The following is a 1,653-nucleotide window of genomic DNA, read 5'->3' as shown; positions in this document are numbered from 1 at the left end:
GCGCTGCATGCTCCACAGATCCCCGCTTGAGACCCGGTAGGCCGGCCAGGCGCCAAAACCGTTGCCGGCGCCGGGCTGTTTGGTGAGGTTGGGCAAATCCTGCAGGCGGACACGCTTGTTGTCTTCACCATGGCAGGATGCACAGGAAAAGTCGTAAGGTCCGCCGCGCAGGTAAAACACCTTCTTGCCGACCTCGTACATCAGCTTTTCCTTGGCGTGCGACTGCGGCACCTTGAAGGTCATGTCGCGCGATTCACCCGAGATATAGGCCACCAGCGACTCGATGGACTTCTGCTCACCCGCACCGAAAGGAGTTTTGGCGATCTCGGCGGCATTAAAACCCTGCAATTGCTCCATGCAGGTCAGCAGGCGCGACTCCATGTCCTGCACCCGCTGGGTGTCGGCAAAGAAGCGCGGCAGCTCGACGAAAGCACCTTTCACCACGCCCGGGCCCTTGCCCAGGTCGCATTTTTCAAGCGAGGCATTTTTGGGGCCGCGCGCCTGTTTCCAGAGTGCCTCGCCACGGGCTTCGTACAGCTCGGCCGGGTTGCCGTCGGCCAGCATGGCGCGGTATTCGGCAATACCTTCAGCGGTGCTCTTCTGCGCCGCAGCAGGCAATGACAAGATGGCCGTGGCGGCCAGGGCCGCCAGCCCAAACAGGCTCAACTTCATCGTGGACTCCTCAAATATCGTTGTGGGGCAGCAAAGGGGGCGCGGCGGGAAACCGTCGGGATTCAGGCAATGACGGCTTCGTCGGTACGCTTGTCGCCGTGGTTGTCGACCCAGCTGACCGCGATCTTGTCGCCAGCCTTGCCACCTTTGAAGCTGAACTGCACAAAAGGGTTCTTGGAAACGGCCGTGCCCCACTGCGCGCTCATCACGGTCTTGCCGTTCCAGGTGGCGCTGATGTTCTGGATAAACCAGGCCGGGACGGTCTTGCCGGCCGCATCCTTGCGCTGGCCGCTTTCCATTTCGTGGCTCACCAGCACGCGCACGGTGGTTTTATCGCCTTGGGCCTGTGCCCGGATTCGCATCGGTTCTGACATTTTTTTCTCCTGATTTCAAGGGTTGTGGTGGTTGTCGAAGTCGGGACGGCTTAACCGCCGCAACCGCCCAAAGTCACCTTCACTTCCTTGACCGCATAAAAGTACTTGTCACCGGCCTTGGCCAGTGCATAAACATTGGATGACTGGCCCATCTTGATGTTGGTCGAGACGTTGGCGTCGGTGCCGGCGGGAATCTCGAACACGGCAGCCAGCGCGCTGGGGTTCTTTTCGACAACGAGCGCAATTTGGGTGGTGTTGGCAATGTTGCTTTGCGCGCCGACACGCACCACATTGCCGTTCTCGGCAATTTCGGGCGCCTGCAGCAGCAGGTCCTTGCTTTCAACCGGAGCGCTGGTCGCGCCCATGGCCTTGGCGGCATCTGCCAGGGACTTGCTGTCAAAAGCGGCTTTGTTCCAGCCTGGCGCGTTTTGCGCGTGGGCCGGGTTCAGCCCGGTGGCCGCTACCAGCACCAGCGCAGTGGCGCCAGAACTGCTGGCCAGAAAATCACGACGTTCCATGGTGAACTCCTTTTTTATATAACTTGAATGTCTGAAAAACTAACAACGATTGGACACAAAAACGTCAAGCCGTGGAACGGTACTTATCC

At 59.6% G+C, this 1,653-nt stretch carries 3 protein-coding genes; all 3 read right to left on the bottom strand.

The features are described 5' to 3' along the window. Positions 1–672, bottom strand: a 672-nt coding sequence (soxA, locus tag AC1D1X_RS22705; protein WP_477699265.1) for a sulfur oxidation c-type cytochrome SoxA, incomplete at its 3' end; no start/stop codon positions are given. Between the two features lie 62 nt (positions 673–734). Then, positions 735–1,046, bottom strand: a complete 312-nt coding sequence (gene soxZ / locus AC1D1X_RS22700) for a thiosulfate oxidation carrier complex protein SoxZ (protein ID WP_457280652.1) — start codon at positions 1,044–1,046, stop codon at positions 735–737. A gap of 50 nt (positions 1,047–1,096) precedes the next feature. Then, the gene (gene soxY / locus AC1D1X_RS22695) at positions 1,097–1,564 is read right to left on the bottom strand and encodes a thiosulfate oxidation carrier protein SoxY (RefSeq protein WP_477669340.1); all 468 of its coding nucleotides are present in this window, start codon (positions 1,562–1,564) and stop codon (positions 1,097–1,099) included. Between the last annotated feature and the right edge of the window lie 89 nt (positions 1,565–1,653).

Source organism: Polaromonas sp. P1_G4, assembly GCF_056405475.1.
Note: the sequence above shows the minus strand (reverse complement) of the source record. Positions and strands in the feature narration are given on the sequence as shown.